The organism is Vogesella indigofera, assembly GCF_003633895.1.
In the GTDB taxonomy this organism is placed as follows: domain Bacteria; phylum Pseudomonadota; class Gammaproteobacteria; order Burkholderiales; family Chromobacteriaceae; genus Vogesella; species Vogesella indigofera.
The window spans coordinates 90700-114607 of the sequence record NZ_RBID01000013.1; the positions used below are offsets into that span (position 1 = coordinate 90700).

The following is a 23908-nucleotide window of genomic DNA, read 5'->3' on the forward strand; positions in this document are numbered from 1 at the left end:
GGTCAGCGACCGTTGCGCGCTATCTGATTGAGGCGGGCAATGCGTTCTTCGGTATGCGGGTGGGTACGGAACAGGCTGCTGAGACCGCCACCGGACAACGGGTTGATGATCATCATCTGCGCCGTTTCCGGATGCGCCTCGGCCGCCGGCATGATGCGGCCCTGCGCGTAGTACTCGATCTTTTGCAGCGCGCTGGCCAGCGCCAGCGGATCGCCGCTGATTTCGGCGCCGCCGCGGTCGGCCTCGAATTCGCGCGCGCGCGAGATCGCCATCTGGATCAGGCTGGCCGCCAGTGGTGCCAACAGCGCCACCGCGATGCTGGCGATCGGGTTGGCCGGGCGCCCTTCCTCGTCACGACCGCCGAAGAACATCGCGAAGTTGGCCAGCGCCGAGATGGCACCGGCCATGGTGGCGCTGATGGTGGAGATCAGCGTGTCGCGGTGCTTGACGTGGGCCAGTTCGTGCGCCATCACCCCGCGCAGCTCCTGGTAGCTGAGCATGCGCATGATGCCGGTGGTGGCCGCCACCGCCGCGTGCTCCGGATTGCGGCCGGTGGCAAACGCGTTCGGCTGCTCCTCGTGGATCACGTACACGCGCGGCATCGGCATCTGCGCGCGCTGCGCCAGCTCGGCCACCATGTTGTACAGCTCCGGCGCGGTGCGGGCATCCACCTCCTGCGCGTTGTACATGCGCAACACCATTTTGTCGGAGTTCCAGTAGGCAAACACGTTCATCACGCCGCCGAACAGCAAGGCCAGCAGCATGCCGCTCTGGCCACCAATCATGCCGCCGATCATCCCGAACAGCGCCACGATCGCCGCCATCAGGATGGTGGTTTTCAGCCAGTTAAAGCCCATCGCGTCCTCCTTTGTAGCAGTCCATGCTCCCGATATGGGGGCATCGGCATTGGAATATCAAGCCCCGAGCAGGGTTCCCGCCAGCGCGCTGCGACCGGCGACAAACTCGCGTGCGGCCAACCTTTTGCCGCCGGCGGCCTGCAGCTGGGTCAGCACCAGCAGGCCGGCACCGGTGCCGACCACCACGCCGTCGGCGTCGGCACGCAGCACCTCGCCGGCCGGCGCCGTGCCGGCGACGGCGTGTGCCTGCCACAGCTTCAGCGCCTCGCCGCCCAGCAGCGTGTGTGCGCCCGGTGCCGGGTTGTAGGCGCGAATGGCACGGGCGATATCGGCCGCCGGCTGCGTCCAGTCGATGCGCGCCTCGTCCTTGCTCAGCTTGGCGGCGTAGGTCACGCCCTCCTCCGGCTGCGGCTGTGGCGTGCAGCCGTCCAGCTGCGCCAGGGTGCCGACGATGGCGTCGGCGCCGAGCGCGGCCAGCTTGTCGTGCAGGCTGACGGCAGAGTCGTCGGCCGCAATCGGCAGCGGGTGGATGCTCAGCATGTCACCGGTATCGAGGCCGACATCCATCTGCATGATGGTGATGCCGGTTTCCGCGTCGCCAGCGAGGATGGCGCGCTGGATCGGCGCCGCACCACGCCAGCGCGGCAGCAGCGAGGCGTGGATGTTGAGGCAGCCGCGCGCCGGCATGTCCAGCACCGCCTTGGGCAGCAGCAGGCCGTAGGCGGCCACCACCATCACCTCGGCGCCGACCTCGGCCACCAGCGCCTGAGCTTCCGGCGTCTTCAGTGTCAGCGGCTGTTCCACGCGCAGGCCGTGCTGCAGCGCCAGTTCCTTCACCGGGCTGGGCTTCAGCTTCATGCCGCGCCCGGCCGGGCGGTCCGGCTGCGTCAGCACCAGCGCGATGTCGTGGCCGGCATCAAGCAGCGCCTGCAATGCGGCGGCGGCGAATACCGGCGTGCCGGCAAAAATCAGTTTCATTCGGGCTATCCTTGCAAATGCAAAGGGACACGCGGCGCGTGTCCCGACACCAGCTTGCGGCCAACCCTGGCCGCCGTCCCTGGCTTACAGGGTGTGCTTCTCGCGCTTTTTCATCTTGGTGCGGATGCGGTTCTGCTTCAGGTCGGACAGGTATTCGACGAACACCTTGCCGTCGAGGTGATCCACCTCGTGCTGCAGGCAGATCGCCAGCAGGCCGCCGGTCTCCAGCTCGAAGAATGCTCCCTTGGCGTCCTGTGCACGCACCTTGACGTGCTCGGCGCGGGTCACCTTGTCGTAGATGCCGGGCACCGACAGGCAGCCTTCCTCGTACACCGTCTCGCCGTCCTTGTGCAGGAACTCCGGATTGATGAACACGCGCGGCTCGTTGCGATCCTCGGAGATATCGATCACGATCAGGCGCTGGTGGAAATCCACCTGCGTCGCCGCGAGGCCGATACCCTTGGCCTCGTACATGGTCTCGAACATATTGTCGATCTGCTGCTGCAGCGCGCTGTCGAAGCTGGTTACCGGCCGGGCAACCTTGTGCAAACGCGGGTCGGGGTAATGCAGAATGTTGAGCAGTGCCATAATCAAACCGTTATTCCAGTTGTAGGATGCCGTGACAGGCAACGATAATGTTGCCAGCATCCGGTTTCACTATAAATTACTGAGCCAGTGCCGGTCAGGTGGGGTCAAATCATCAATGTTTAAACCTATTATACCGCTCATCCTCGCGCTGGGCCTCTCTGCCGCCGCATTTGCCGACACCCTGGTGCTGCGGCCGGATGCGCCGCAACGCTACGTGGTCAAGCGCGGTGACACGCTGTGGGACATCTCCGGCCGCTACCTGACCGCGCCGTGGAAATGGCCGCAGCTGTGGAACATGAACCGCGACGAGGTGAAAAACCCGCACTGGATCTATCCCGGCAACGTGCTGTACCTGGAAATGGTCGACGGCAAGCCGCGGCTGCGCCTGGACAGCAGCGCGCTGCGCGTGGTCAAGCTGTCGCCGCGGGTGCGCGCCGAGCAGCTGGACAGCGCCATTCCCACCATTCCGGCCAGGATCATCGACCCCTTCCTCAAGCGCCCGCTGCTGATCGAGGACGAGGCCAGCTATCTGCAGTCGCCGAAGATCATCGCCGGCCCCGACAACCGCGTCATTCTGTCCACCACCGACCGCGCCTACAGTCAGGGGCTGGATTCCGGCGGCCTGTGGCAGGCCTACCGCCTGGGGCGCACCATAACCGACCCGGACAGCAACGAGGTGCTCGGCCATGAGGCCACCTACGGCGGCGACCTGATGGTCGACAAGCTGGACGAGGTGTCCACTCTCAGCGTGCGCAAGATCGCGGAAGAAGTGCTGGTCGGCGACCACCTGCTGAAGAGCCTGCCGGCGCCGCGGCTCAACTACACCCCGCACGAGCCGCCGCCAGAGCTGGAGGGCAGCATCGTCACCAGCTACGCCGGTGTCAACGAGATCGGCCAGCAGTTCAACGTGCTGATCAACCGCGGCGCACGCGACGGCGTCGAGGTCGGCCACGTGTTCGGCATCTACCGCGCCCCGCGCCAGATCAGCGTCGACAAGAAGCAGCAGGTGACCCTGCCCAGCGAGAAAGTCGGCCGCCTGATCGTGTTCCGAGTATTCAACAAGGCCTCCTACGCGCTGGTGCTGGACGCCACCCAACCGATCATGATCAAGGACCGCATCGCGCAACCGTGACCCAGCAAACCCTGCTCGACTGGGCCACGCTGGCGCTGACTCCCGGCATCGGCCCGCAACGCTTCCTGCAGCTGCTGCAGCGCTTCGGCGATGCCGGCCACGCCTGCCGTGCCGGCCACGGCCAGCTGCGCGACATCCTCGACAGCAAGACGCTGGCGGCACTGGACGCCGGTGACGGTGCCCGCGCCGCCGAGGCGGCGCTGCAGTGGGCAGCGGGTGCGGACTGCCACCTGCTGACGCTCAATGACGACGACTACCCGTGCCAGCTGGCCGAGGCCGGCAGCGCCCCGCCGCTGCTGTTCGCCCGCGGCCGGCGCAGCCTGCTTGCGCAGCCGATGCTGGCGGTGGTCGGCAGCCGCCACGCCACGCCGCAGGGTGCGGACAATGCCCGCGACTTTGCGCAAAGGTTGGCCGCGCACGGCTACAGCATCGTCAGCGGACTGGCCGGCGGCATCGACGCCGCCGCGCACGAGGGCGCGCTGCCCGAGGCCGCCAGCACCATCGCCGTGATCGGCACCGGCATCGACCGCGTCTATCCGGCGCGCAACCGCGAGCTGGCGCACCGCATCGCCGGCCACGGCCTGATCCTGTCCGAGTTCGCGCTCGGCACCCCGCCGCTGGCCGGTCACTTCCCGCAGCGCAACCGCATCATCGCCGGCCTCGCCCGCGGCTGTCTGGTGGTCGAGGCCGCGCCGCAGAGCGGCTCGCTGATCACCGCGCGGCTGGCGCTGGAAGCCGGCCGCGACGTGATGGCCATCCCCGGTTCCATCCACAACCCGCAGGCGCGCGGCTGCCACCGCCTGATCAAGGACGGCGCCCGGCTGGTGGAAAGCGCCGACGACGTGCTGGACGAGATCGGCCGACTGGCGACGGCCCCCGTCGTCAGCACCGCGGCAACGCCCGCTGCCAGCGACGCTGGCGCGCACCCGTTGCTGGCCGCCATCGGCTACGACCCGGTCGACAGCGACACCCTGGCGGCACGACTCAAGTTGACGGCAGGGGAGCTTTACGCGATGCTTCTTGAGCTTGAGCTGGCCGGACACATCGAAAGTCTGGACGGCGGGCGCTACCAGCGCCGATCACCGGCGCCAAGCCGTCCCACCTAACCCGATGATTAAATAAAGATGTTTGATGTTCTCGCCTATCTTCTCGAAGAATTCAACGACCCCGCAGCCTGCCCGGAACGTGACGACCTCGGTCGCCAGCTGGCGGCAGCCGGCTTTGAAAACGAGGAAATCAGCGACGCACTGGACTGGCTGGACGGCCTGAACCAGCTCAATGACGGCAGCTACGACGGTGCCGATGCCGGCAGCGGTTTCCGCTGCTTCAGCGAGCAGGAAAATGCCCGCCTCAGCGGCGAGATTCGCGGCCTGATCCTGTTCCTGGAGCACAATGGCGCGCTGTCGCCGGCACAACGCGAAATGCTGATCGACCGCCTGCTGGCGATGCCGGACGACGAGATATCCCTGCCCAGCGCCAAGCTGGCGGCACTGATGGTGCTGTGGGCACAAGGCGCGGAACTGCCGATCCTGCTCGGCGAAGACCTGCTGTGCGCGCTGCACGGCGAACCCACGATGCAATAAGAACGTGTTCACGATCTAGCGAGCTAGAGCGAGACAAGGCGAAAACGGCTGAGGAAGCGGAATTTACAAGTAGTAAATGAGCATTCCGAAGCCGTTTTCAACGCAGTATTGCCGAAGCGCAGCAGATCGCGAACAGGTTCTAAGCCCCGGCTGCGGACCTCAAAGGTTGGCCGCAGCGGAAAAACGCCCGATCAAGAGCGCAAACCTTGCGCTCTTGTTTTGTTTGATGAATACACAATATTGTCGTGCCCCCCGGCGCACTACCGAAAACAGACCGTTATGCCCTCAAACCTGCTGATTGTCGAATCGCCGTCCAAGGCGAAAACGCTGAAAAAATACCTGGGTCCGGACTTCGAAGTCCTCGCCTCCTACGGTCACGTCCGCGACCTGGTGCCGAAGAACGGCGCCGTCGATCCGGAAAAAGACTTCGCGATGAAATACCAGGTCGTGGCGCGCAACAGCAAGCACGTTGATGCCATCGTCAAGGCAGTGGCCGAGGTGGACCATGTCTATCTGGCGACTGACCCGGACCGCGAAGGCGAGGCGATTTCCTGGCACCTGGTGGAAATCCTCAACAAGAAAAAACTGCTCAAGGACAAGACCGCGCAACGGGTGGTGTTTCACGAGATCACCAAGAACGCGGTGCTGGACGCCATCGCCAACCCGCGCGCCATCGCGCAGGATCTGGTCGACGCGCAGCAGGCACGCCGCGCGCTGGATTACCTGGTCGGCTTCAACCTGTCGCCGCTGCTGTGGAAGAAAATCCGCCGCGGCCTGTCCGCCGGCCGCGTGCAAAGCCCGGCGCTGCGCCTGATCTGCGAACGCGAGAACGAGATCAAGGCCTTCGTCGAGCAGGAATACTGGTCGGTGCACCTGGACAGCCACAAGGGCCGCACCAAGTTCAGCGCCAAGCTGACCACGCTGGCCGGCACACGGCTCGACCAGTTCGCGCTGCCGAACGAGGCGGAACAGGCCGGCGTGCTGGCACGGCTGCAGGGCCACGACGCGGTGGTCACCAGCATCGAGAAGAAAAAGAAATCGCGCAGCCCCGCCGCGCCGTTCACCACCTCGACGCTGCAGCAGGAGGCGGTGCGCAAGCTGGGCATGACCACCGACCGCGCGATGCGCACCGCGCAGCAGCTGTACGAAGGCGTGGACATCGGCCAGGGCACCGTCGGCCTGATCACCTATATGCGTACCGACTCGGTGGCACTGGCCAACGAGGCGGTCGAGGAAATCCGCGGCTACATCGGCGAGCGCTTCGATACCGAGCACCTGCCGAAGAACCCGGTGGCGTACAAGAACAAGTCCAAGAACGCGCAAGAGGCGCACGAGGCGGTGCGGCCAACCTCCATCCTGCGCACGCCGGAGGCGATGAAGCCGTTCCTGACCTCCGACCAGTTCAAGCTCTACGACATGATCTGGAAGCGGACGCTGGCCTGCCAGATGGCCCCGGCCAAGTTCGACACCACCAGCGTCGACATCAGCGTCGGCGAAGGCATCTTCCGCGCCAGCGGCCAGGTACTGGTGTTCGCCGGCTTCCTGTCGGTGTACGAGGAAGACGTCGATGACGCAGAGGACGAGGAAAACGCCAAGCTGCCGCTGCTGAACGAAGGCGACGCGCTGCCGGTGGACAAGCTGTACGGCGAGCAGCACTTCACCCAGCCGCCACCGCGCTTCTCCGAAGCATCGCTGGTGAAATCGCTGGAAGAGTTCGGCATCGGCCGGCCGTCGACCTACGCCAGCATCATCTCGACGCTGAAGGATCGCGAATACGTGATCCTCGACAAGAAGCGCTTCTACCCGACCGACACCGGCGACATCGTCAACAAGTTCCTGACCGAGCACTTCGCGCAGTACGTCGACTACAACTTCACCGCCAAGCTGGAAAACCAGCTCGACGAAATTGCCAGTGGCACACGGCAGTGGGTGCCGGTGATGGACAGCTTCTGGAAGGGTTTCTCCAAGCAGCTGACCGAGAAGGAAGGCATCAGCCGCGCCGAAGTCACCACCGAAAGCCTGGACGAAGCCTGCCCGAAATGCAGCAAGCCGCTGTCGATCAAGTTCGGCAAGCGCGGCCGCTTCATCGCCTGTACCGGCTACCCGGACTGCGACTACACCCGCAACGTCGGCGAGACCGCGGAACAGGCCGCCGCCGAGGCGGAGGCACCGACCATCATCGAAGACCGCACCTGCCCGGAATGCGGTGGCGAGCTGCACATCAAGAAGGGCCGCTACGGCAAGTTCATCGGCTGCGCCAACTATCCGAAGTGCAAGCACATCGAGCCGCTGGAAAAACCGCGCGACACCGGCGTGCAGTGCCCGGAATGCAAGACCGGCAGCCTGATCGAGCGCAAGAGCCGCTACGGCAAGCTGTTCTACAGCTGCAACACCTATCCGAAGTGCAAGTACGCGACCTGGAACCCGCCGGTGGCCGAGCCGTGCCCGCAGTGTCACTGGCCGATCCTGACCATCAAGACCACCAAGCGCCGCGGCACCGAGAAGGTGTGCCCGCAGAAGGAATGCGGCTACGCCGAACAGATTGCGCCGCCGGAAGGCAAGGAAGAAGCCTGATCCCGTTCCGGCCCTACCGCCACAACGCCGCTGACCTCAGCGGCGTTTTTTTATGGCCTGTCGCGCGCCTGCGGCCAACCTTGGCCGCAAAAAAACCGCCGCGGCGGCAAGGCCGGGCGGCGGTGACGGGGTGAGCGCGGGCTCAGGTGCGGGCCACGATCTGCTGCACGCTGCCATCCAGCGCCATCAGGTAGCTCTCCACCTGCAGCTGCGGGTGCTTTTGCAGGATCGCCTTGCGCAGTGACATCAGCGTTTCGGCGTGGACGCGGGTTTCCTTGTCCGGCGCCTGGCCGAAGTCCTCGCCCAGTACCACCTTGTAGGCGCCGCAGTCGCGATGGTCGAGCAGCATCACCTTGTGGATGTGGTGCAGGCTGATGGCGACATCGAGGTGCTCCCAGAACGCGGTATTCCACGCCGGGAACTTGCCGGTCACCGCGCCGAGCGAGGCGCCGGCCAGCACGATGTGGTCGTACTTGTCCTTCATGCCCTTGCCGGCCATGAAGCGCTCGGTGTCGTCGACCAGCCGGTAATCCATGCACGACAGCAGCAGCGCCTCGGTGCCGCCGGCGGCGTATGCCGTACGCGGCAAGAAGCTGCCCAGCAGCGCCGCGGCGCCGCCCATGGCCGCGAGTTTCACGAACTGGCGCCGGCCGATCGGCCGCGCCGCGCTGCCGTGGCAGTCAACCGCCGGCCTCTGTTGTGCTTGGCACATCACATCCCCTCTCTCGTGTCTGGCCTTGACGCAGCGTCTGCGGCGCGGCGGATCAGGCTTTCTTGACGAATTCCGACTTCAGCTGCATGGCGCCGATGCCGTCGATCTTGCAGTCGATGTCGTGATCGCCGTCGACCAGGCGGATGCTCTTCACCTTGGTGCCGACCTTGACCACCAGCGACGAACCCTTGACCTTCAGGTCCTTGATCACGGTCACGCTGTCGCCGTCCTGCAGCACGTTGCCGTTGGCATCGCGTACCACGCGCTGCGGCTCGGCCTCTTCCGTTGCCGCGGCATCGGCGGACCACTCATGGGCGCACTCGGGGCAGACGAACATCGCGCCGTCCTGGTAGGTGAATTCCGAGCTGCACTGCGGGCATTGGGGCAAATTAGTCATGCTGTACCTTGTTTCTGAATGTGGCGGCCGCAGCGCCCCGGGCGCATCAACAACCCTGTAAACGGTGCGGTCTTTACGAGTGCCGTATTATCCGCCAGCCACCCCCGTTTTCGCCAGCAAAAGGCGCAGTCTTGTCATTACCGGCTGCCGCGCGCGACGGCCGCCGCGCACGTCGCACTCGCTCTCCCGCCGCGCCAGCGCATGGCGGGTTTGACAACTTACTGATCAGTAAGTATCTTCGCCAGCAAGGCTGACACACGACCAATAATCAACAACTTGCCTTGCGGCCAACCCTGGCCGCAACGCCGCAACCCACACGAGGGCAACACCATGACGGCTTATCCGCACCTGCTGGCACCACTGGATCTGGGCTTCACCACGCTGAAAAACCGCGTGCTGATGGGCTCGATGCACACCGGACTGGAAGAGGCGCCGCAAGGCTTCGAGAAGATGGCGGCGTTCTACGCCGAGCGCGCGCGCGGCGGCGTCGGCCTGATCGTCACCGGCGGCGTCGGCCCCAACGAGGAAGGCCGCGTCGCCGAGGGCGCCTCGATGCTGGCCGACGCGCACGAGGTGCCGCAGCACCGCGTCGTCACCGACGCGGTGCACGCCGCCGGTGGCAAGATCGCGCTGCAGATCCTGCACACCGGCCGCTACAGCTACCAGGAACAGCTGGTATCGGCGTCGCCGATCTGCGCGCCGATCAACTTCTACCGCCCGCGCGAGATGTCGGAAGACGACATCCAGCGCACCATCGCCGATTTCGCCCGCTGCGCCAAACTGGCGCAGGACGCCGGCTACGACGGCGTCGAGGTGATGGGCTCGGAAGGCTATTTGATCAACCAGTTCATCGTGCGCCACACCAACAAGCGCACCGACGACTGGGGCGGCAGCTTCGACAACCGCATCCGCTTCGCGCTGGAAGTGCTGCGCGCGGTGCGTGCCGCGGTCGGCGCCGAATTCATCATCATCTACCGGCTGTCGATGCTGGACCTGGTCAACGACGGCAGCAGCTGGGACGAGGTGGTGCAGCTGGCGCAGCAGATGGAACAGGCCGGCGCCACCATCATCAACACCGGCATCGGCTGGCATGAGGCGCGGGTGCCGACCATCGCCACCAGCGTACCGCGCGGCGGCTTTGCCTGGGTGACCAAGAAGCTGATGGGCAAGGTGGGCATTCCGCTGATCACCACCAACCGCATCAACACCCCCGAGGTGGCGGAAGACATCCTCGCCAGCGGCTGTGCCGACATGGTGTCGATGGCGCGGCCCTTCCTCGCCGATGCCGAGTTCGTGAACAAGGCCGCACAGGGCCGCAGCGACGAGATCAACACCTGCATCGGCTGCAACCAGGCCTGTCTCGACCACATCTTCCAGGGCAAGCTGACCAGCTGCCTGGTCAATCCGCGCGCCTGCCGCGAGACCGAACTGAACTACGTGAAAACCGCCACGCCGAAAAAACTGGCGGTGGTCGGCGCCGGCCCCGCCGGCATGGCGTTTGCCACCATCGCCGCCGGGCGCGGCCACGCGGTGACGCTGTTCGACAGCGCCAGCGAGATCGGCGGCCAGTTCAATGTCGCCAAGCAGATCCCGGGCAAGGAGGAGTTCCACGAGACGCTGCGCTACTTCGCGCGCCGCATCGAACTGACCGGCGTCACGCTGCGGCTGAACCAGCGCGTGAGCGCCGCCGAGCTGCAAGGCTTTGACGAGGTGATCCTCGCCACCGGCATCGCGCCGCGGCTACCGGCGATCCCCGGCATCAAACACCCAAAGGTGCTGAGCTACCTCGACGTGCTGAAGCACGGCAAACCGGTTGGCCGCAAAGTGGCGATCATCGGCGCCGGCGGCATCGGCTTCGATACCGCGGAATTCCTCAGCCACGAGGGCCAATCCAGCTCGCTGGATACCGCCGCCTTCATGCGCGAGTGGGGGGTGGACATGCAGCTGGCGCACGCCGGCGGCCTGGCGCCGCAGGGGCCGCAGCCGCACCCCAGCCCGCGCGAGATCTACCTGCTGCAGCGCAAGAGCAGCAAGGTCGGCGACGGGCTGGGCAAGACCACCGGCTGGATCCACCGCGCCAGCCTGCAGATGAAGAAGGTGCAGATGATTGCCGGCATCAGCTACGACAGGATCGACGATGCCGGGCTGCACGTGACCATTAAGGGCGAAGCGCAGGTATTGGCGGTGGACAACATCATCGTCTGCGCCGGGCAGGACCCGCTGCGCGAACTGCAGCAGCCGCTGCTTGCCGCCGGCAAGCCGGTGCACCTGATCGGCGGCGCCGATGTCGCCGCCGAGCTGGACGCCAAGCGCGCCATCGACCAGGGCGCGCGGCTGGCCGCCAGCATCTGAGCGCCGGATAGTGCCCGTCCGGCGCGCCGGGCGCGGCCGGTGCCATCTCCCCCGCTTGCGGCCAACCTGCGCCCAGGGTTGGCCGCAACGCCTCATGGCTCATCGCAACGGCATTGTTGTGCATTGCCGCATTTCGATAGATTTTTCACCTCGTTTGCGCCAGATCAGTTCCCGTTTTTGCACCCGCCGCGTATTTGCTTCATCATTGGCGAGGCAATCGCGCAATTAAATTCCATTGTCATTGACGATCCTGCCATCGTGTCCATGCCGCAGCGCGCCATGGCGACCCAACGATAACGAGACTGGATGGATGGCCAAGAACCTACTGACCGCCGGCCTGCTGTGGCTGTGCCTGCTGCCAAGCGCGCACGCCGCCGCCTCGCTGGTGCTGGGCGTGGTGCCCTATATGTCGGCCCGCAAGCTGGCCACGCTGTACGAGCCGCTGCGCGCCGAGCTGGAACGCACCCTGCAACAACCGGTGACGCTGGAAAGCGCCGCCGACTACAGTTTTTTCCTCGAGCGCACGCGCCAGGGGCGCTACGACATCATCGCCACCTCGCCCTACTTCGGACGCCTGGCGCAGCTGGAGCAGGACTACCAGCCGCTGGCGCGACCGCTGGCCGACCTGGAGCCGCTGCTGGTCACCCGCCGTGACGGCATCCGCGAGCTGGCGCAGCTGCGCGGCCAGACGGTGTCGACCAGCGACCGTCTGGCCAACCTGACCCTGGCGGCACAGCGCTACCTGAGCCAGGCCGGCTATCACCCCGGCCAGCACCTCGTGATCCACCCCACCGGCAGCCACGCCAATTCGCTGGCGGCGTTGCTAAGCGGCGAGTCGGCGGCCGCCATCATCTCGGTCAGCGCGCTGCACCAGTTCGGCGGCGACATCCATACCAGGATCCGCATCCTGGCCCGGCTGCCGCACACCACGCCGCAGCTGTACCTCGGCCACAAGCGCCTCGGTAGCGCGCGGCTGGCACGGCTGCAGCAACAGCTGCTGACCTTTGCCAATGACACGCCGCAGGGGCGCGCCTTCAGCCGCGACCTCAACCACGGCGGCCTGCGCCCGGTCAGCGAGCAGGACATGCGCGCGCTGGATCCGTTCGTCCGGGATCTGAAAGGGCTGCTGCGATAATGCGTCTGCCGCTGCGTCCCCGTTCGCTGAAATGGGCCATCATCCCGGTGCTGCTGCTGATCCAGCTGCTGGTGTTTGCCGGCATTGCCTGGCAGAGCGTGCGCGTGCTGCAGGACACCGCGGTGGCGCAGGCACAACTGCGCACCCGCAGCCTGCACAGCGAGCTGCAGGCTGCGCTGATCGCGCCGCTACTGGAGCGCGACTTCATCACGCTGCAGGAGATCGCCAGCGAGCTGACCCACGGCGGCGACATTGCCTACCTGATCATCCGCGACTCCAGCGGCAAGGAGCTGGCGCGCGCCGGCCTCGCCGATGGCCTGCAGCCGCAAGCGGACCGCTCGCTGCCGGACAGCGACGACGACATCTTCGACACCCGCTTCAAGATCAGCCAGGGCCAGATCCAGGCCGGCCTGCGGCAGAGCGAATCCAGCCGCATGCTCAGCGGCCTCGCGCAGCGCACCGGGCCGCTGATCGTCGCCGGCATCATCCTCGCCACCGGCTGGATGATCTGGGTCACGCTGTGGCTGAGCCGGCGGCTGCAATACCTGTCCCTCGCCGCCGAGGCGCTGGGGCAAGGCAAGCTGCTGACGCGGGCGCCGGAAAGCCGCCACGACGAGATCGGCCGCCTTGGCGCCGCCTTCAACCGCATGGCGGCGGCGGTGCAGTCCGCCGACGAGCACTGGGCCAAGAGCCAGCGCTTTGCCGACATGCTGCTGATGGCGATCCCGATCCCGATGTTCTACAAGGACGCGCAGGGGCGCTTCCTCGGCTGCAACGCCGCCTTCACCCGCGTCACCGGCTACGGCCGCATCGACATCCGCGGCAAGACCCCGGCCGAGCTGTGGCCGGCCGACATCGCCGCGGTGCACTGCCTGCACGACGCCGAACTGCTCGCCGGCCAGCCGCACCTCGACTACCAGGCCAGCATCGTCACCCAGCGCCAGCAGCGCCGCGAGGTGATCCTGTCCAAGGACGTGTTCTACAACGACCACGGCGACATCGCCGGCATCATCGGCGCCTGGAACGACATCACCGAGCAGACCCGCGCCGAAGAACGGCTGCGACTGCTGGCCGGCGTGTTCAAGCACTCCCACGACGGCATCATCATTGCCGATGCCCGCGGCCGGCTGCTGGACGTCAACCGCGCCTGCTGCAGCATCACCGGCTACGAGCGCGACGAGCTGATCGGCCATACCCCGCGCAAGCTGCAGTCAGCACGCCACGACTCGGTGTTCTACCTCGCCATGCGCGACAAGCTGCAGAGCAGCGGCCACTGGCAGGGCGAGATCTGGAACCGGCGCAAGGATGGCGAGGTGGCACCGCTGCTGCTGTCGGTGTCGGTGATCCACGACCAGTCCGGCAATGTGCGCCACTACATCGCGGTGTTCGCCGACATCACGGTGATGAAGGCGCAGGAAAACCGGCTGGCGCAGATGGCGCACCACGACCCGCTCACCCAGCTGCCCAACCGCGTGCTGCTGGCCGACCGCATGAAGGTGGCCATCGCCCAGGCGCAGCACAGCGGCCACTGGCTGGCGATCTGTTTCATGGATCTGGACGGTTTCAAGGCGGTCAACGACCGCTACGGCCACGAGGTCGGCGACCGCCTGCTGGTGCAGGTCGCCGAGCGGCTGCAGCACACGCTGCAGGGCGGCGACACCCTGGCGCGGCTGGGCGGCGACGAGTTCGTGCTGCTGCTGTCCGGCCTGCCCGACCTGCAGACCTGCCGCCACAGCCTGCAGCGGGTACTGGACACCGTCGCCCACCCGGTCTTGCTGGGCGACATCCACATCGAGATCTCGGCCAGCATCGGCGTCACGCTGTATCCGCAGGACGAGCAGGACCCGGACACCCTGCTGCGCCACGCCGACCAGGCGATGTACCAGGCCAAGGAAAAGGGTCGCAACGGCTACCAGATCTTCGACGCCGAGCACGACCGCCAGAGCCGCTTCCGCCAGGAAGGGCTGGGGCGGCTGGCGCAGGCGCTGCAGCAAGGCGAGCTGTGCCTGTTCTACCAGCCCAAGGTCAATATGCGCGACGGCAGCGTGGTCGGCGCCGAGGCACTGATGCGCTGGCAGCATCCGGACAAGGGCCTGCTGACCCCGGCCCACTTCCTTGACGACGCCGAAGGCAGCGCGCTGGACATCGCGCTGGGCGAATGGGTGCTGCGCAGCGCGCTGGCGCAGATGCGCTTCTGGCAGGCGCAGGGCATGACGCTGCCGGTCAGCGTCAACATCTCCGCCTATCACCTGCAGCAGGACAACTTCGCCGAACGGCTGGCGGCGCTGCTGGCGGAATACCCGGAGTTGCCGGCCGGAATGCTGGAAATCGAGGTACTGGAAAGCACCGCGCTGAAGGACATCACCCGCGTCGGCGCGCTGATGACCACCTGCCGCGAGCTGGGGGTGGAGTTCTCGCTCGACGATTTCGGCACCGGCTACTCCTCGCTGCTGTACCTGAAGCGGCTGCCGGCCGGCAAGCTGAAGATCGACCAGTCCTTCATCCGCGACATGCACGAGGACGGCGACGACCTCGCCATCGTGCAGGGCATCATCGGGTTGTCGGAGGCGTTCAGCCGCTCGGTGGTGGCCGAGGGCGTGGAGAGCATCGAGCACGGCAGCCTGCTGCTGCACATCGGCTGCGACCACGCGCAGGGCTTCGGCATCGCGCGGCCGATGCCGGCGGACGCGCTGCTGGGCTGGGCGCAGCAGTGGCAGGGCGCCGCCGCCTGGCAGCTGGCCAGCAAACGGCGCTGGACCGGCGACGACACCAAGCTGTTCAACCTGGAGCTGGCGCACCGCCAGGCCAGCAACCGCCTGATCGACTGGCTGCAGCAGGGATCGCGCGAGCTGCCACAGCAGGAGAACAGCAACAGCTACCGCGATTTCGACAACTGGTATCACGGTGCCGGCAGTGCCTACTTCGGCCAGCACCCGCTGTACCACCGCATCGGCCAGCTGCACCAGCAGCTGTACACCCTCAACGAGCGGGTACTGACCTGGCGCCAGTTCGAACTGCAGGACGCCGACGAGCAGACCGTGAACCAGCTGCAGCAACTGCGCGACGAACTGCAGCAACAGGTGCGCCAGCTGCTGGATGCGCCGGCGACCGCGGCGGCGGCAGCAGCGGCGAAAACCGCCGCCGAAGTGATGATCTGAGCGGCGGCGTCAGCGTGCGCGCCGCCTCAGCGCCAGACGCCCAGGGTTGGCCGCAACGCCGTCAGCGCAGCGGCAGCGCCTTCATCAGCTCCGCCTCGCTCACCAGCCCGGCGAGGCGCGCCAGCGGCCGGCCCTGTTCGTCCAGCACCACGGTAAACGGCAGCCCGCCGCTGCGGTTGCCCAGCGCGCGCATCAGCGCGATGCCCTCACCATCGCTCATCAGCACCGGATAGCTGACCGGCAGCTGCTTCAGGTAGGCCGCCACCTCGCCCGGCTGGTCCAGCGCGATGCCGACGAAGCGCACCTGGCGTGCGGCCAACCTTGGCGCCAGCGCCGACAGCAGCGGCATCTCCTTGCGGCACGGCGCACACCAGGTGGCCCAGAAATTCACCACCGTGGTCTTGCCCTGGTAGCGGGCAAAGCTGGCCGGCTTGCCGTTAAGCTCGGTCAGCACGGCGCTGTCCAGCAGGCCGCCGGCCACGGCACCCAGCGGCAGCAGCAACAGGCCGCCCAGCAGCAGGCGGCGCGAAAGCATGGTTTTTACAGACATCAGTTTATTCCGGAGTAATGCGTCAGATGGCGTTAGATCGCCACCAGTACGCCACAGTTCAGCGCGGCACGGCCGCGGCTTCGTGATAGAATGGTCGATTCCCCTTCTGTTGACGCACGGGCCATGTCCATTCTCGTTTGCGGGGCGCTAGCCTACGACACGCTGTTCAATTTCGAAGACCGCTTCGATAACCATATTCTGCCCGATCAGCTGCACAAGATCTCGACCACCTTCAAGGTGCCGACCATGCGCCGCGAGTTTGGCGGCCCGGCCGGCAACATCGCCTACAGCCTGTGCCTGCTCGGCGAGACACCGCTGGTGATGGGCGCGGTGGGCGAGGACTTCGAGCCCTACCGCCAGCACCTGAAGCGCGCCGGCGTCGACGACCGCTTCATCCGCACCATCCGCGGCCAGTACACCTCGCAGTGCTTCGGCATCGCCGACAAGGATGGCAACCAGCTGATGGCCTTCCATCCCGGCGCCATGGACCACGCCACCGTCAACCACATCGCCGACGTGCCACAGCGCATCGAGGTGGCGATTGTATCGCCTGGCGGCCACGCCGCCTTCCTGCAGCACACCCGCGAGCTGCACGAGGCCGGCATCCCGTTCATCTTCGACCCCGGCCAGGAGCTGCCGCTGTTGTCGCGCGAGGAACTGAACGAGATCGTGGAACTGGCCAGCTATGTCGCCATCAACGACTACGAGAGCGAGCTGATGCGCGAACGCGCCGGGCTGCCGGTAGAGGTGCTGGCCGGCAAGGTCGAGGCGCTGATCGTCACCCGCGGCTCCAAGGGCGCCGAGATCTACGCCGACGACACCATCCACCTGATTCCGCGGGTGCAGATGCCGATCAAGCCACTGGACCCGATGGGCTGCGGCGACGCCTTCCGTGCCGGCCTGCTGTACGGCATCAAGCAGGGGCTGGACTGGAAAACCACCGGCCGCCTCGCCAATGTCATCGGCGCGATCAAGGTCACCAGCCACGGCCCGCAGAACCACTTTTTCGACTGGGAAAAACTGCGCGCGCTGTACCAGCAGGCCTATAACGAACCGTGGCCGCTGTAAGCCGCCCGCGCTGAATCCGACTGGCGACCATCGGCGCGATGGCAGGCCGGCAACTGCCGCAGGCGACGGCATTTGCCGGCCTGTTTGCATTTTGACTTGAATAAGCCCTGTCGCGACCCCACCATCCTGCAGTTAAACTGACACTCATCGATTGACGGGCAAGAGAGGGATTCATGACTGTACCGCACCTGACCACGGCACTCACCGGACCGTTACTGGAACTGGAAAGCCGCATCCTGGCGGCACAGCCGCACATCGAGCACTGGTTCCGCAAGCAGTGGAACAACCACGCAGCCCCGTTCTACGGCTCGGTTGACCTGCGCAACAGCGGTTTCAAGCTGGCTCCGGTGGACATGAACCTCTTTCCCGGCGGCTTCAACAACCTGAATCCAGACTTCCTGCCGCTGGCGGTACAGGCAGCGCAGAGCGCGGTGGAGCGAGCCTGTCCGGAAGCGAAGAGCATCCTGCTGATCCCCGAAAACCACACCCGCAACACCTACTACCTGCAGAACGTGGCGGCGCTGGTGCACATCTTCCAGCAGGCCGGACTGAAGGTGCGCCTGGGCTCGCTAAACCCGGAAATCACCGAACCGACGCAGCTGACTGCCGCGGGCGGCGACATCATCACCGTCGAGCCGCTGGAGCGGCGCGGCAACCGCGTGGTGCTGGCCGACGGTTTCAGCCCCTGCATCGTGCTGCTCAACAACGACCTCTCCGCCGGCCTGCCGGACATCCTGAAGAACATCGAACAGAACCTGCTGCCGCCGCTGCACGCCGGCTGGGCGGTGCGGCGCAAGACCAACCACTTTGCCGCCTACGACAAGGTGGTCGCCGACTTCGCGCAGATGCTGTCGATCGACCCGTGGCTGATCAACCCCTACTTCTTCGCCGCCAAGGGCCTCGACTTCCAGTCTCGCCAGGGCGAGGACCAGCTCGCCGAGCTGGTGGAACAGATGCTGGAAAAAATCCGCATCAAGTACCGTGAATACGGCATCAGCCACGAACCGTACGTGATCGTGAAGGCCGACGCCGGCACCTACGGCATGGGCATCATGAGCGTGAAGAGTGGCGACGAGGTACGCGGCCTCAACCGCAAGGCGCGCAACAAGATGGCGGTGGTGAAGGAAGGACTGGAAGTCAACGAAGTCATCGTGCAGGAAGGGGTGTACACCTTCGAATGCGTCAACGACGGCGTCGCCGAGCCGGTGGTGTACATGATGGACCGCTACGTGATCGGCGGCTTCTACCGCGTGCACACCGGGCGCGGCATCGACGAAAACCTCAACGCCCCCGGCATGCAGTTCGTGCCGCTGTCGTTCGAAGAGCACTGCCTGCCCGACCACAAGGCGGCGCCGAACGACGCCCCCAACCGCTTCTACGCTTACGGCGTGATCGCACGGCTGGCGATGCTGGCCGCCGCGCTGGAGCTGGAAGCGACCGACCCTGACGCCGAGTGAGGCCCGAATGAAAATCCTGTTCATTGCCGACCCGCTGGCCGGCTTCAAGATCAAGAAAGACAGCACCTTCGCGATGATGGAAGCGGCGGCGGCACGCCAGCACGCGATCTACTTCTGCGAGGCGCGCGACATCGCCATCGAGGGCGGCCGCATCCAGGCCGACGTCGTCAGCGTCAGCCTCACCGGCAAGGACGGCAAGGACTGGTTCCGCGCCAGCGACGGGCAGCGCCTGCCGCTGAATTCGTTCAGCGCGGTGGTGATGCGCAAGGACCCACCGTTCGACCTGGAGTACCTGTACGCCACCCAGCTGCTGACGCTGGCCGAGGCCGAGGGCGCGCGCGTGTTCAACAAGGGCCAGGCGCTGCGCGACTTCAACGAGAAGCTGGCCATCCTCAACTTTGCCGAGTTCACCGCGCCGACGCTGGTCACCTCGCAACCGTCGCGGCTGCTGGCCTTCGTGCGCCAGCACCACGACGCCATCCTCAAGCCGCTGGACGGCATGGGCGGCAGCAGCATATTCCGCGCGCGGCCGGACGACCCGAACCTGAACGTGATCATCGAAACCCTGTCCGAACAGGGGCAGCGCACCATCATGGCGCAGCGCTACATCCCGGAAATCCGCGACGGCGACAAACGCATCCTGGTGATCGACGGCGTGCCGGTCGACTACTGCCTGGCGCGCATCCCGCAGGGCGGCGACAACCGCGGCAACCTCGCCGCCGGCGGCCGTGGCGAAGTGCGGCCACTGAGCGCGCGCGACCGCGAGATCGCCGAGGGGCTGGCGCCGGAGCTGAAACGGCGCGGCATCCTGCTGGCCGGGCTGGACGTGATCGGCAACTACCTGACCGAAGTCAACGTCACCAGCCCGACATGTTTCCGTGAAATCATGAACCACAGCGACATCGACGTCGCCGGCCTGTTCATTGATGCGCTGGAACGCGCGGTGACGGAACGGCGCTGATGCGGCCAACCTGCTTCACCACAAGGGCGGCGCTGGCCGCCCTTGTCATGTCCGGCCTCGCCGCCTGCAGCGAGCCGCCAGCGCCGTGGCAGCAGGAAAGCTACGTGTTCGGCACCCGTGTCGAGCTGAAGCTCAACGCCGCCACGCCGCAGCAGGCACAGCAGGCTGCCGCCGCGGTGCTGGCCGAGCTGGACCGCCTGCACCGGCTGCTGCACCCGTGGCAGCCGGACAGCGACGCCGGCCGCCTGAACCGCGCCCTTGCCAGCGGCCAGCCGTACCGGCCGTCGCCGGAACTGCTGGAACTGCTGCGCAGCGGACAGGCGCTGGAGGCGCGCAGCGACGGGCTGTTCTCGCCGGCGATCGGCCGGCTGGTGGCGCTGTGGGGGTTTCACCAGGACACGCCGGCCAGCACGGCCGTGGACATGACGGCGCTGCAGGCGCTGGTGGCGAGCCGGCCGCGGCTGCGCGACCTGCGCATCAGCGCCGACGGCGAGGTGCGCAGCGACAAGCGCACGGTGCAGGTCGACGTCGGCGGCATGGCCAAGGGCTGGGCGCTGGATCGCGCGCGGCGGCAATTGCAGACCGCCGGCATCCGTTCAGCGTTGCTTAATATTGGCGGCAATATCATGGCGCTGGGGCAGAAAGCCGACGGCACGCCGTGGCAGGTCGGCATCCGCCACCCGCGCCGCAACGAGGCGATGGCGACGCTGCCGCTGCACGATGGCGAGGCGATCGGCACCTCCGGCGACTACCAGCGCCATGTGCTGCGCGACGGTCGCCGCCATTGCCACCTGATCGACCCGCGCGACGGCAACAGCGACTGCCACCTGCAGTCGGCGACGGTGCTGATCGCGCCCGCCAGCGATGCCGGACTGCGCTCCGACGTCGCCAGCAAACCGCTGTATCTGGACGGGCCAGGGTTGGCCGCACGCCATGCGCGCGCGCTGGGCGTGGCCGGCTGGCTGCTGATCGACGGACAGGGCCGCGCGTGGCTGAACCCCGCGCTGGCCGCACGGCTGCACTGGCGCGTGACGCCGGACAGCATTACCGAAACAGGAAACGGATGACACCGCATCAAGAAAGCCCGTTCAAGGGCAAAACCGGCGTACGCCGCCTGCTGAACGCCTTCGGCTACTCGCTGGACGGCCTGCGCGCCGCCTTCCGCCACGAGGACGCCTTCCGCCAGTTGTCGCTGCTGGCGCTACTGCTTGTGCCGCTGGCACTGTTCGTGGTCGATGCCACGCCGCTGGCGCGCGCGCTGCTGGTGGCCAGCTCCATCGCCACGCTGATCATCGAGCTGCTCAATTCCGCGATCGAGGCGGCGGTGGACCACACCTCGCTGGAACGCCACCCGCTGGCCAAGCGCGCCAAGGACATGGGCAGCGCGGCGCAGCTGCTGGGCCTCGTCAACCTGCTGCTGGTATGGGGACTGGTGCTATTTGGCTGAACGGCAGACGCGGTTGAGCCAGGCCAGCAGATCGGCCTCGAACTCGGCGCGGTTGGTCTCGTGGTGCATCTCGTGGCGGGCGCCGGGATACACCGTCACCGTCACGTCGCGCAGCCCGGCCTTGCGGTAGCGCCGCGCCAACTGGCCGAGGCCGAACTTGCCGAGGCTGACCGGATCGCGGCTGCCGGCCTGCAGCCACACCGGGCAATCGTGCAGGCCGCGCCCGGCGGCCTCGCCCTGCTCCAGCGCGATGATGCCGCCGAACAGGTCGATCCACAGCTGCGGTGTCGGAAACTGGCCGCACAGCGGATCGGCGAGATAGGCGTCCACCTGCGCCGCATCGCGCGATAGCCAGTCCAGCGTGGTGCGCGTCGGCATGAAGCCGAGATTGAAGCTGCCGAACACCAGCGCCGTCATCAGCCGGCTGGGGCTGGCGGCGCCGCCCAGCCTTGCGGCCAACCTTGCCACGCCGCGCATCAGCCGTGCCAGCACCCGCTGGCGATAGCCGGTGGCGGACAGCACCATGCCGGACAGGCGCTGGCCGTAGCGCAGGAAAAAGGCGCGCGCCACGAAGCTGCCCATGCTGTGGCCGTACAGCACCAGCGGGGTCTGCGGATGTGCCGCCGCGGCATGATCGACCACCTCGCGCAGGTCATCGACCACCAGCGACCAGCCGTCGTGCGCGGCGAACCAGCCCGGCAGCGGCGCCTCGCGGCCGTGGCCGCGGTGGTTGTGGGCGTAGACCCAGTAACCGGCAGCGGCCAGCCGCCCGGCCAGCACATCGTAGCGCTCGGCGTGCTCGCTCATGCCGTGGGCAATCACCAGCACGCCGCGCGGCGCCTGCTGCGTCGGCCATGACACACCGTGGATTACGTGACCATCGCTGGCCGTCAGCTGAAAAGGCTTCATCGCACACCCTGCAAGCGGGGATCAGAACTTGTCGGCACGCAGCACACCGACATCGGACACGTAGAGGATCAGGCCGTAGTGCGGCAGGTAAGCCTGCTGACAATGCGCGGCAATCGCCTCCGCCACCGCCGTATCGCATACCACGTCGACGCGGATATTGCCCTCGAACGACCAGCCGCCGCCCTGCACGCCGTGGCTGCCGCCACCACGGGCATCGCTGACGGTATAGCCGTGGGCGCCGAGCTGCTGCAGCACTTTCACCAGCGGCGCTTCCAGCACCGCCTCGGTGACGATGGTCAACAGTTTCTTGGTATGAAAGGTCATCGCACGCTCCTCAGGCATACAGCCATTGTGTCAGCATCCAGTACAAAGGGATACCGAACAGCAGGTTGAACGGAAAGGTCACCCCCAGGCTGGCCGCCAGCGACAGCGCCGGATTGGCCTCGGGCACCGCGATACGCATCGCGGCCGGGGCGGCGATATAGGAAGACGAGGCGCACAGGGTCGCCAGCAGCAGCGCCCCGCCCGCCGACAGCCCCATGGCGTAGGCACTGCCAAGGCCGATGCAGGCAAAGCCGAGCGGCACCAGCAGCCCGAACAGCACCACGAAGCCGCCCTGGCGCCGCAAGCCGCCGAGCTTGGCCGCCGTCAGCAGCCCCATCTCCAGCAGGAACAGCGACAGCACCGGCTTGAACAGGTCGACATACAGCGGCGACAGGCTGACGATGCCCGCCGGCCCGGCCAGCCAGCCGATCACCAGCCCGCCGAGCAACAGCACCATGCTCTTGCCGAGGAACACCTCGTGCGCCAGCTGCCCCCAGCGCAGCTGCTGCCCGTCGCCCAGCCGCGCCAGCAGCACCCCCACCACCAGCGCCGGCATCTCCATCACTGCCAGGAACAGCGTCAGTTGCGGCTCGGCCTCGATGCCCTGCCGCGCGAGGAAGCTGGCGGCGACCGCAAAGGTCACCACGCTGACCGAGCCGTAATGGGCGGCGGTGGCCGCCGCATCGGCACGGTTCAGGCGCCAGCGCAGGATGCCGAAAGCGAGCAGCGTCAGCAGCGTGCCCAGCAGGATCACCAGCAGCACCTGCAGCAATACCTGCGGGCTGCCCGTTTTCGCCAGCGCCACGCCGCCCTTCAGGCCGATGGCCAGCAGCAGGAACACCGACAGCGTCTCGTACAGGGCCGGCGGCAGCTTCAGCTCGGAACGCGCCAGGGCCGCGAACAGCCCCAGCAGGAAAAACAGTACGACCGGATCCAGTGTCATCTCACTCCTTTCATTGGCTCGTGATCCTGCCGTCCGGCTGACGGCGGCGTCAGCTGGACAAGGCAGAGAAAGGGAAGTTTCGTGCCGGCGCTCAGGCCTGCAGCGGGGTGTGATCGTAGTTGCGGTTGATCAGCGCGGTCAGCACGTGGTCGCGCCAGGCGCCATTGAGGAACAGGTAGTCGCGGGCGTGGCCCTCGATCTGGAAGCCGAGCCGCTTCAGCAGCGCGGCGCTGCGCTCGTTCTCCGGCTGGTAGTTGGCCTGCACCCGGTGCAGCTTCAGCGTGCCGAAGGCAAAGGCGATCACCGCCTCCACCGCCTCGCGCATCAGGCCCTGGCCCTGGTGTGCGTGATCGATGTTGTAGCCCAGATGGCAGCCCTGGAACACGCCGCGGCTGATATTGGACAGGCTGACGGTGCCGATCACGCGGCCGGCTTCCTTCTCCGGCATCACCAGGAACAGCGCGCCGCGGCTTTCCTTCCAGTCCATTTCGCGCTGGCGCATGCGCATCGCCCAGAACAGCTCGGTGTAGAACATCCCGCCCGGGGTCGGGTCCCATGGCGCGAAATGCTCGCGGTTGCGCACCTGGTAATCCAGCATGGCACGCGCCCACGCACTTTCCGCCGGCAACAGGTGCAGACGCGCGGTGCTGAGCGATGGCTGGGTGGTTGGCATGTCAGTACTCCGGAAAACGCAAGGAATGGGGAACAAGGTTGGCCGCAGGCCGCCGAAAGTGCGTCAGTATGCCATTGCCGGCGCCGCCCCGCATCCGTGGCGCAGGTGGC

General features: G+C 66.7%; 22 protein-coding genes. 12 read left to right on the forward strand and 10 right to left on the reverse strand.

Annotation, left to right across the window (positions count from 1 at the left end; all coding sequences use genetic code 11):
- Positions 1 to 2: 2 nt before the first annotated feature.
- The 3 genes from htpX to def form a co-directional block, all read right to left on the reverse strand.
- Entirely contained in the window at positions 3 to 857 is an 855-nt protein-coding gene (htpX, locus tag C8E02_RS06575) for a zinc metalloprotease HtpX (RefSeq protein WP_047966618.1), read from the reverse strand.
- Positions 858 to 914: 57 nt separating this feature from the next.
- Positions 915 to 1835 carry a methionyl-tRNA formyltransferase gene (gene fmt, locus C8E02_RS06580; RefSeq protein WP_120810174.1) on the reverse strand — a complete coding sequence of 307 codons (921 nt, stop codon included), beginning with the start codon at positions 1833 to 1835 and terminating at the stop codon, positions 915 to 917.
- A gap of 84 nt (positions 1836 to 1919) precedes the next feature.
- Positions 1920 to 2423: a peptide deformylase gene (gene def, locus C8E02_RS06585; RefSeq protein ID WP_120810175.1), complete on the reverse strand. Its 504-nt coding sequence runs from the start codon at positions 2421 to 2423 to the stop codon at positions 1920 to 1922.
- A gap of 115 nt (positions 2424 to 2538) precedes the next feature.
- On the opposite strand from def, the gene C8E02_RS06590 reads away from it, so the two are divergent.
- From C8E02_RS06590 to topA, 4 genes are all read left to right on the forward strand, one after another.
- Complete coding sequence (locus tag C8E02_RS06590) at positions 2539 to 3555, forward strand: LysM peptidoglycan-binding domain-containing protein (protein ID WP_120810176.1); 1017 nt, start codon at positions 2539 to 2541, stop codon at positions 3553 to 3555.
- A complete protein-coding gene (dprA, locus tag C8E02_RS06595; RefSeq protein ID WP_245961090.1) occupies positions 3552 to 4661 on the forward strand; it encodes a DNA-processing protein DprA in 1110 nt (369 codons plus the stop codon). The genes C8E02_RS06590 and dprA overlap by 4 nt, the downstream gene beginning before the upstream one ends.
- Before the next feature lie 18 nt (positions 4662 to 4679).
- A complete protein-coding gene (locus C8E02_RS06600; RefSeq protein WP_120810177.1) occupies positions 4680 to 5138 on the forward strand; it encodes a Smg family protein in 459 nt (152 codons plus the stop codon).
- A 279-nt stretch (positions 5139 to 5417) separates the two neighbouring features.
- Positions 5418 to 7712 carry a type I DNA topoisomerase gene (gene topA / locus C8E02_RS06605; RefSeq protein WP_047966623.1) on the forward strand — a complete coding sequence of 765 codons (2295 nt, stop codon included), beginning with the start codon at positions 5418 to 5420 and terminating at the stop codon, positions 7710 to 7712.
- A 142-nt stretch (positions 7713 to 7854) separates the two neighbouring features.
- Here the strand turns inward: topA and C8E02_RS06610 are convergent, their stop codons facing one another.
- Together C8E02_RS06610 and C8E02_RS06615 are read right to left on the reverse strand one after the other, a co-directional pair.
- Positions 7855 to 8424, reverse strand: coding sequence for a carbonic anhydrase (locus C8E02_RS06610; RefSeq protein ID WP_120810178.1), 570 nt, complete (start codon positions 8422 to 8424; stop codon positions 7855 to 7857).
- A gap of 52 nt (positions 8425 to 8476) precedes the next feature.
- Positions 8477 to 8821: a zinc ribbon domain-containing protein YjdM gene (locus tag C8E02_RS06615; protein ID WP_047966625.1), complete on the reverse strand. Its 345-nt coding sequence runs from the start codon at positions 8819 to 8821 to the stop codon at positions 8477 to 8479.
- Between the two features lie 330 nt (positions 8822 to 9151).
- On the opposite strand from C8E02_RS06615, the gene C8E02_RS06620 reads away from it, so the two are divergent.
- The 3 genes from C8E02_RS06620 to C8E02_RS06630 all read left to right on the forward strand — a co-directional run bounded on the left by C8E02_RS06620 (position 9152) and on the right by C8E02_RS06630 (position 15466).
- Entirely contained in the window at positions 9152 to 11173 is a 2022-nt protein-coding gene (locus C8E02_RS06620) for an NADPH-dependent 2,4-dienoyl-CoA reductase (RefSeq protein ID WP_120810179.1), read from the forward strand.
- A 310-nt stretch (positions 11174 to 11483) separates the two neighbouring features.
- Positions 11484 to 12308, forward strand: coding sequence for a phosphate/phosphite/phosphonate ABC transporter substrate-binding protein (locus tag C8E02_RS06625; RefSeq protein ID WP_120810180.1), 825 nt, complete (start codon positions 11484 to 11486; stop codon positions 12306 to 12308).
- On the forward strand, positions 12308 to 15466 hold the full coding sequence (locus tag C8E02_RS06630) for a bifunctional diguanylate cyclase/phosphodiesterase (RefSeq protein WP_120810181.1): 3159 nt from the start codon (positions 12308 to 12310) through the stop codon (positions 15464 to 15466). Before C8E02_RS06625 ends, C8E02_RS06630 begins: the two co-directional genes overlap by 1 nt.
- A 61-nt stretch (positions 15467 to 15527) precedes the next feature.
- Here C8E02_RS06630 and C8E02_RS06635 read toward each other — a convergent pair whose 3' ends face one another.
- Positions 15528 to 16016, reverse strand: coding sequence for a TlpA disulfide reductase family protein (locus C8E02_RS06635; RefSeq protein WP_211329188.1), 489 nt, complete (start codon positions 16014 to 16016; stop codon positions 15528 to 15530).
- A gap of 123 nt (positions 16017 to 16139) precedes the next feature.
- Between C8E02_RS06635 and C8E02_RS06640 the strand changes: the two genes are divergently transcribed.
- The 5 genes from C8E02_RS06640 to C8E02_RS06660 all read left to right on the forward strand — a co-directional run bounded on the left by C8E02_RS06640 (position 16140) and on the right by C8E02_RS06660 (position 20949).
- Positions 16140 to 17084 (forward strand): carbohydrate kinase family protein, encoded by a 945-nt coding sequence (locus tag C8E02_RS06640; protein WP_120810183.1) that lies wholly within the window; start codon positions 16140 to 16142, stop codon positions 17082 to 17084.
- A gap of 173 nt (positions 17085 to 17257) precedes the next feature.
- Positions 17258 to 18541 (forward strand): glutamate--cysteine ligase, encoded by a 1284-nt coding sequence (gene gshA / locus C8E02_RS06645; RefSeq protein WP_120810184.1) that lies wholly within the window; start codon positions 17258 to 17260, stop codon positions 18539 to 18541.
- 7 nt (positions 18542 to 18548) lie between these two features.
- Positions 18549 to 19502 (forward strand): glutathione synthase, encoded by a 954-nt coding sequence (gshB, locus tag C8E02_RS06650; RefSeq protein WP_120810185.1) that lies wholly within the window; start codon positions 18549 to 18551, stop codon positions 19500 to 19502.
- A 47-nt stretch (positions 19503 to 19549) separates the two neighbouring features.
- Complete coding sequence (locus C8E02_RS06655) at positions 19550 to 20569, forward strand: FAD:protein FMN transferase (protein ID WP_245961092.1); 1020 nt, start codon at positions 19550 to 19552, stop codon at positions 20567 to 20569.
- Entirely contained in the window at positions 20566 to 20949 is a 384-nt protein-coding gene (locus C8E02_RS06660) for a diacylglycerol kinase (protein WP_120810187.1), read from the forward strand. The genes C8E02_RS06655 and C8E02_RS06660 overlap by 4 nt, the downstream gene beginning before the upstream one ends.
- Here C8E02_RS06660 and C8E02_RS06665 read toward each other — a convergent pair.
- The 4 genes from C8E02_RS06665 to C8E02_RS06680 all read right to left on the reverse strand — a co-directional run bounded on the left by C8E02_RS06665 (position 20938) and on the right by C8E02_RS06680 (position 23798).
- Complete coding sequence (locus C8E02_RS06665; protein WP_120810188.1) at positions 20938 to 21858, reverse strand: alpha/beta hydrolase; 921 nt, start codon at positions 21856 to 21858, stop codon at positions 20938 to 20940. The genes C8E02_RS06660 and C8E02_RS06665 overlap by 12 nt on opposite strands.
- Positions 21859 to 21879: 21 nt before the next feature.
- On the reverse strand, positions 21880 to 22182 hold the full coding sequence (locus C8E02_RS06670) for a P-II family nitrogen regulator (protein WP_120810388.1): 303 nt from the start codon (positions 22180 to 22182) through the stop codon (positions 21880 to 21882).
- Positions 22183 to 22192: 10 nt separating this feature from the next.
- Entirely contained in the window at positions 22193 to 23125 is a 933-nt protein-coding gene (locus tag C8E02_RS06675) for a sodium-dependent bicarbonate transport family permease (protein WP_120810189.1), read from the reverse strand.
- Between the two features lie 91 nt (positions 23126 to 23216).
- Positions 23217 to 23798 carry a GNAT family N-acetyltransferase gene (locus tag C8E02_RS06680; protein WP_047966636.1) on the reverse strand — a complete coding sequence of 194 codons (582 nt, stop codon included), beginning with the start codon at positions 23796 to 23798 and terminating at the stop codon, positions 23217 to 23219.
- Positions 23799 to 23908: the final 110 nt, after the last annotated feature.